This window comes from Caballeronia sp. LZ003, assembly GCF_031451465.1.
Taxonomy (GTDB): Bacteria; Pseudomonadota; Gammaproteobacteria; order Burkholderiales; family Burkholderiaceae; genus Caballeronia.
Genome location: NZ_JARUXJ010000265.1, coordinates 1 through 6,391 on the forward strand (window position 1 = coordinate 1; position 6,391 = coordinate 6,391).

The window sequence follows — 6,391 nt, forward strand, 5'->3', positions numbered from 1 at the left end:
TTTGAACCGAAATCACATCCTCACGACCGACCCAACCGACCCGTTGCTCCAGGTGTTGACAGGCAAGCAGAGAAGTCAGGGGGTGGAGCTCGACATCGCCGGCAACATCACGCCGCAATGGAAAGCCATCGTCACGTATGCCTACACGCTCGCGAAGGTCACGAGTGATACGACTTACCCCGTCGGCGATCTACTCAGTAATGTTCCGCGTCACAGCGCAAGCCTTTGGACGGTCTATCAATTGCAGTCCATACCGGGATTGCAGTTTGGGGCTGGCGTCTATTACGTGGGCTCGCGAGAGGCGACCCTGCCGAACACCTTCAAGCTGGCCAGTTACGTGCGCACCGACGCCATGGCGTCCTACCAGCAAGGCCACTGGAAAACGCAGCTAAATATATTTAACTTGTTCAACCGCAAATACTACACCGGCGGTTCGGCCGCGACTTTCGACTACACGCTCATGCCCAGTCCTCCCTTGACCGCGCAAGTCACCGTCTCCTATAGGTTCTGATCACGGGCGGGCGGTGCGACACTGCCCGTTCATCGCGCCGCTCACGCCACGATAGTCGACCGCTTGTTGCATTCATCACCCCGCCTATTACCTGATCGGATGTAGCTTGATGGCCCAAAGGAATCAGTTAAGCCCGATGTCGGTCCGCGCCGGACAGCGCACACACTTTGCGCTTCACGACCGCCGGGCAACGAGCCTCGCGCCAAAGCCACTACTTGAGCTTCGCCAAGTTGGCTTGAATTGGCTGCTCGACTACTTTCTGATATGGTCCGTTATCAGATGGAGGAGGAAAGGATGGACCGTATCGCTACGCTGCGGCTAGCATTGGTGCGCTCGGCGGACGATGAGGCTACATTCAGCCCAAACTACCAACGCGAGCTCAGAGAGTTCTATCAGCTAGTGCGTGCCGACCGTACGCGGATGAGCGCCGTGTCATTCACAATGCACGGCGTACAAGACGATCGCGGTTTTACCGGCGAATTCATTGTGCCGCTCGCTCAAACGATCGGCTCAACCCTTTTGCGCGGCGCGCTGGCTTGGCGGCAAAGCCGCACTGGGCGCACATTGCGGATGACGTTTGCTAACCTGGAGTTCGACATCTCTACCACAGTTCAATTCGAGGCGCTCCTTAAGCGGGCGCAGGCGATCTACGGCCTAGCCTAGGTCTTGCCGCTTCGATGACGCATTTCTACGCGGCCTGGCCTCTGTGACGCTGACGGCGACAGATGTACGGTGGCGTTTCCGTGTGGCGTTCGGGAAAGCAACAACTGGCCCAGGTGCGCTAGCCTCGAATCAATCCGGTATCCGGACACTTAGAAATTGCTGTCGAGCCATGCCTTCGCCCAGGCGATGCCCCGATCACGCGCCTCGTTTTCGGTGTCGAAGTAGCCGATGTCGCTGAAGGTGAACATCTCATCGTCGTGTGCGGCGTCGAGCGATCGGCGCGCCACTGCCGCCCAAGAATGCCAATGATGGCCATCCCGCTCCGGATAAGATCTGATCACCCACTCCCCATGTTCAAGATTCTCGCCCATTATGCTTCCTTATATCCGTTGCCGGCGTGCTTTTTCCTAACTCGCATCACACAAAATCAAAAGGTTGTTTTCCCTTGTTTATTTTAGGCGAGCATCAGTCGGCAGGGAAGTAACTCACAGACATGCTAGGACCGTCAATCGCAATGGTTTTTCATCCCGGGAGGTCGAATCCGTATAGCGAAGCCCCTGCCTTTTCAGAAGTAAGCACCGCAAAGCGCATATATTTTTGGCGAACAAGAGCGAACCCCCGTTAGCGGGCTGCCTCAGGCCCGTCGCATGCTCGCCTTATTTCCATCACCTGCTTGCGCTACTCACGCGGAAATCGCACGCACACCAATGCAGGCAGTTTCTCACGGTTGACGAGGGCACCGACGAAGAAGAACGTGCCAGTGCATGCCGAGACCAAGCAGTCGGCAGTCGATAACCAGATTCACACGCCATGAATAGACTTGCTCAAGCGGAACGCCTTGAATGGCTCATCCGTTCCCTTACTTGCGGGCGGTATGGAGATTCGTTTCTCGGAACGGACGCACAACTCGAGGCCGACTACGTAGCCGCAACACAGGATGCTCTAACCAAATCCCGCGGTAAGCTGCGGCCTCGCCATCTCATCGAAGACCTGATTACCTTGAGCGAGCGTGGGATTCTACTTCGTCGGCGCATTAAAGGCGGCTTCAGCTACGAAATGCGCCAGAGCACCAAGAACGAAACCCCCAAGCACGATCGTGTGTTTTCTCTGCCTTATACGCCTAGTCTTCGAATGCTTGAAGAGAATCTCCAAGCGCACTTAGTGGAAGCAAGTAAATACGAGCCGGGCTCGCTCGGGTACCGTGCGAGTGTGCGCATCGCCGCTAATGTTCTTGAGACACATTTAGCGCGCTGGCCCCGAAGCTTAGAAGTGGAAGAACGACTGTGGAGGATGCTTAGCGATGCCTGGAAGTGAGGCGCGCGGACTATGCTGTGCTCCTAGCTGAACTATAGGCTCGCTACTTCATGCAAGGGAAACACCGGCGTCGCCGTCTGGTTGCCGTTGCGATTGCCGCCGCTTTTCAGATGCTACTGCTGGCCTCCTGGCTCTGACCCAGAGCCGCAGTTGCGCGGAGTGTAGCTTGAGGAGCGCTTGCGCCGCTGTTTCGGCGTCGGGGAGCGAACCGACACGGCAGTCTCGCACAATAACCGGAACACGCCTCGCGAGTGTAATCCGTCCGGACAGCCCGTCCCAGGCACGATGACGGAGCGCAGGCGTTTTAATAGCGAAAAAACTTTTGTATCACGATGAGATACAATTCCTAGCTCGAACCGTGTAAGTGCAACATCTTCGCGTCCATTACCATTCGCTCACCGTCCATTCGTGTCACGCACTTCCTTCCTTGATTGGTTACGGGACCCTCTTCCTGCCCCGGTTCTTCTTAAGTGGACCGAGCGCTTGCGCGCTGGCCTGGGTGCACTAATTGGCATCTCCATGACGGGCGGGATCGCACATCTGCTCGTCGGCGACGGTGTCGCGATTCCCATGCTGATCGCGCCGATGGGGGCCTCGGCCGTGCTCTTGTTCGCCTTGCCGGCGAGCCCGCTCGCCCAGCCATGGTCGATCATCGGCGGCAACCTAGTTTCGGCCTTCATTGGTGTGAGCTGCGCATTGCTGGTCCGCGAGCCCATAGATGCCGCCGCGCTGGCCGTCGGCATCGCCATTTGTGCGATGTTCGCATTGCGCTGCGTGCATCCGCCTTCCGGAGCGGTCGCGCTTACGGCGGTGCTCGGCGGACCACCAGTCCATTCGCTTGGATACGGCTTCGTGTTGGCCCCGTGTTCATTCAATCCAGCGTGCTCATGAGCGCCGCGATCATTTTTCACGCATTGACGGGACATCGCTACCCTCACAGGCACGCGGTATCGAACCCGGTAGGCGCTTCGTCGAGCGTCGCGTCCTTCACCCGGGCCGATCTAGACGCCGTGTTGGCGCGCCGCAACGAATTGCTCGATGTCGATCTTGACGATCTCGAATCGCTGCTGCGCGAGACACAGTTGCGCGCCTATGCACGTGGTTTCGTCAACGTTACCTGCGCGGACATCATGTCGCACGCGGTCGCCGCGATATCGCCGGGGGCGAGCGCGCACGATGCGCTGTCGCTCTTTGCGCGGCATCGCGTTAAGGCGCTGCCTGTTGTCGACATGGGCAGACGCGTAGTCGGTATCGTCACCCGTATTGATCTCATGGCTGCCGACGTAGACCGGCTCGCACGCCTGGTCGAGCGAATTTTGGGCGGCCGGCCAAGCGCATTGCGCACCGTCGCTTCGCTAATGACGAGCGAAGTGCGCTCGGTGCGATCCGACATGACGCTCGATACCCTTGTGCCGATCTTCGCCGACTATGGACATCACCATATTCCTGTGCTCGATTACGAGGAACGGCTGGTCGGCATGATTACCGAGGCGGATCTGATTGCCGGACTGTACCGCCACTCCTTCACCACGCAAGGCGCACACACGCGGCCAAGCTCTCAACCACCCGCGCCATGACTACGTCCCGCAAGCTCGCCAAGTCGGACTTTGAGCAACTTTCCGAGTTCCGCTACCAAATGCGGCGCTTCGAGCGTTTCTCGGAACGCGCCGTGCAGGAGGAAGGCATCACACCGCTGCAGTATCTCTTGTTACTTCACATCAAGGGCTATCCTGGGCGCGCATGGGCGACAGTTGGCGAGCTGGCCGAACGGCTGCAATCCCATCACCACGGTGTGGTGGCGCTCGTCACACGCTGCGAGGTGCTCGAGCTCGTGCGGCGCGCGCCGAGCCCCGACGATCGCCGTCAGGTGCAGGTTCATCTAGAGGCGCGGGGCGACCAGTTGCTCGCGCGGTTGGCGGCTCTGCATCGCGCGGAACTTAAGTCGCTCGAGGGCGCGTTTCATGTGCCTCAAATTGATCTCTGATTTCACCCGTCTCACGGAGCCAACACATGGATCACAAACGCGATTTCTCCGTCAACGACCGTCTGTTGCGCATCTGTGCGATGGCCGCGCTTATTGGCGCGGTAAGCACACTCGCGGCCGTTTTACTGCTTGCATTGATTCATCTGTTCACTAACCTGTTCTTTTTTGGCACCTTCTCGCCCGCGGAACGCTCGCCCGCGTTGAATCATCTGGGCGTATGGGTGATAGTGATACCGGTGATCGGCGGCCTGATTGTCGGCGCGATGGCGCGCTTTGGGTCCGAGAAGATTCGAGGACATGGCATTCCCGAGGCTATCGAGGCAATCCTCTTCGGCAAGAGCCGCATGTCGCCCAAGGTGGCGGTGCTCAAGCCGTTGTCGTCGGGCATCGTGATCGGTAGCGGTGGACCGTTTGGCGCGGAAGGACCGATCATCATGACGGGCGGCGCGTTGGGTTCGCTGATCGCGCAGTGCATCGACGTTACGGCGGCCGAGCGCAAGACGCTGCTGGTCGCGGGAGCAGCGGCGGGAATGACCGCAGTGTTCGGCACACCCGTTGCAGCGGTGCTGCTCGCGGTCGAATTGCTGCTGTTCGAATGGCGGCCGCGCAGCTTCCTGCCGGTCGCATTGGCGTGCGCAGTGGCAGGCTTCGCCCGAGTGTCGGTGTTCGGCACGGATGCGCTGTTTCCGCTAGACACCGCTCCCCCGCAAATGATTTCGCTTATCTCATGTCTTGCCGCTGGACTGCTCGCGGGCGCGCTGGCTGCAGGATTGTCAGCCGCGCTCTACAAGCTCGAGGACTTGTTCGGCAAGCTACCGATCCACTGGATGTGGTGGCCGGCGCTTGGAGGCCTCGTCGTTGGTATTGGCGGATTCATCGAACCTCGGGCGCTCGGCGTCGGCTACGACGTGATCGGCGATCTGCTTCATGGCCACGTCGCAATGCAGGCGGCCGTGGCGATCCTCGCGGTAAAAGCGGTGATCTGGGTGGTGGCACTCGCCTCGGGCACGTCGGGCGGCGTGCTCGCACCGTTGCTGATGCTCGGCGCGGGCTTGGGCACGGTGCTCTCCTCGGTGCTGCCGGGTCATGACGCTGCGCTCTGGCCGCTCGTTTGTATGGCCGCGACCCTCGGCGCGACGTTGGGTGCGCCCCTCACGGCTATTGTTTTCGCGTTCGGTCTTACCCACGACAGCAATGCGCTTTTGCCGCTGCTCGCGGCGACGCTCGTCGCACACGGCTTCGTTACGGTCGTCATGCGGCGCTCGATCATGACGGAGAAGATTGCGCGACGCGGCTATCACATTTATCGCGAATACGGTGTGGACCCGCTGGAACGGCACCACGTCGACGAAGTCATGACGCGCGAACCCCGCACTATTGACGCTGATACTCCGCTTAGGGAGATGCTTGCATCGTACTTTGGGGCCGGGCAGGCGCATCGTGCATATCCGGTGGTGCGCGCGGGCGCGGTGGTTGGCATGGCAGACCGGTCGGTACTCACCGCGCTAAATCGTGAGACATCAGCGCATGGCGAAGACACGAGCATCAGCTTAGCGCTGCATCAGCGTAACGAGCGCCTGCCAGTAGTCGCGCTGCCGGGCGAATCGTGCAGGCTTGTCGCCATGCGTCTGGCGGTGCATCAACTCGAACGGTTACCGGTGGTCGCAGACCAAGGTTCGATGCGGCTAGTCGGCATCGTATCGCGCAGCGATCTTATTAAGCCGGCACGGACGCACTTTGACGAAGAACATCGGCGGGAGCGGTTCAGGCCCGGACGGGCAGTTCAAATTCCTCCACTTATGGGCGCGTAAATTCCCCCACCCTGTAATGCAGGACATCGTCGATTTTTAGCCTTCTTTCGTTTTCTGCGCAAGCGCCTCGGCAGCTTCCTTGAGCCTGTAGCTGCGACCATTGAATTC

At 59.6% G+C, this 6,391-nt stretch carries 6 protein-coding genes and 1 pseudogene; 6 read left to right on the plus strand and 1 reads right to left on the minus strand.

The annotated features are described in order from the left end of the window. Both QCE79_RS38625 and QCE79_RS38630 read left to right on the plus strand, forming a co-directional pair. On the plus strand, positions 1-511 hold a 511-nt coding region (locus QCE79_RS38625), incomplete at its 5' end, for a TonB-dependent receptor domain-containing protein (RefSeq protein WP_309854301.1). Between the two features lie 294 nt (positions 512-805). Beyond that, on the plus strand, positions 806-1,174 hold the full coding sequence (locus QCE79_RS38630; RefSeq protein WP_309854303.1) for a hypothetical protein: 369 nt from the start codon (positions 806-808) through the stop codon (positions 1,172-1,174). A gap of 149 nt (positions 1,175-1,323) precedes the next feature. On the opposite strand, the gene QCE79_RS38635 is transcribed toward QCE79_RS38630, so the two are convergent. After that, positions 1,324-1,545 carry a hypothetical protein gene (locus tag QCE79_RS38635; protein WP_309854306.1) on the minus strand — a complete coding sequence of 74 codons (222 nt, stop codon included), beginning with the start codon at positions 1,543-1,545 and terminating at the stop codon, positions 1,324-1,326. Between the two features lie 439 nt (positions 1,546-1,984). Here QCE79_RS38635 and QCE79_RS38640 point away from each other — a divergent pair, with 439 nt between their 5' ends. From QCE79_RS38640 to QCE79_RS38655, 4 genes and pseudogenes are all read left to right on the plus strand, one after another. Continuing rightward, a complete protein-coding gene (locus tag QCE79_RS38640) occupies positions 1,985-2,488 on the plus strand; it encodes a hypothetical protein (RefSeq protein WP_309854310.1) in 504 nt (167 codons plus the stop codon). Between the two features lie 408 nt (positions 2,489-2,896). Further along, positions 2,897-4,065 (plus strand): annotated as a pseudogene (locus tag QCE79_RS38645) (HPP family protein). Then, positions 4,062-4,472 carry a MarR family transcriptional regulator gene (locus QCE79_RS38650; RefSeq protein WP_309854313.1) on the plus strand — a complete coding sequence of 137 codons (411 nt, stop codon included), beginning with the start codon at positions 4,062-4,064 and terminating at the stop codon, positions 4,470-4,472. Before QCE79_RS38645 ends, QCE79_RS38650 begins: the two are co-directional and overlap by 4 nt. A 26-nt stretch (positions 4,473-4,498) precedes the next feature. Next, positions 4,499-6,283 (plus strand): chloride channel protein, encoded by a 1,785-nt coding sequence (locus QCE79_RS38655; protein ID WP_309854316.1) that lies wholly within the window; start codon positions 4,499-4,501, stop codon positions 6,281-6,283. The last annotated feature ends 108 nt before the right edge of the window (positions 6,284-6,391 follow it).

Coding starts and splice junctions, on each gene's coding strand:
- QCE79_RS38640 (WP_309854310.1), top strand. CDS start 1,985: ATGAATAGACTTGCTCAAGCGGAACGCCTTGAATGGCTCATCCGTTCC.
- QCE79_RS38635 (WP_309854306.1), bottom strand. CDS start 1,545: ATGGGCGAGAATCTTGAACATGGGGAGTGGGTGATCAGATCTTATCCG.
- QCE79_RS38630 (WP_309854303.1), top strand. CDS start 806: ATGGACCGTATCGCTACGCTGCGGCTAGCATTGGTGCGCTCGGCGGAC.
- QCE79_RS38650 (WP_309854313.1), top strand. CDS start 4,062: ATGACTACGTCCCGCAAGCTCGCCAAGTCGGACTTTGAGCAACTTTCC.
- QCE79_RS38655 (WP_309854316.1), top strand. CDS start 4,499: ATGGATCACAAACGCGATTTCTCCGTCAACGACCGTCTGTTGCGCATC.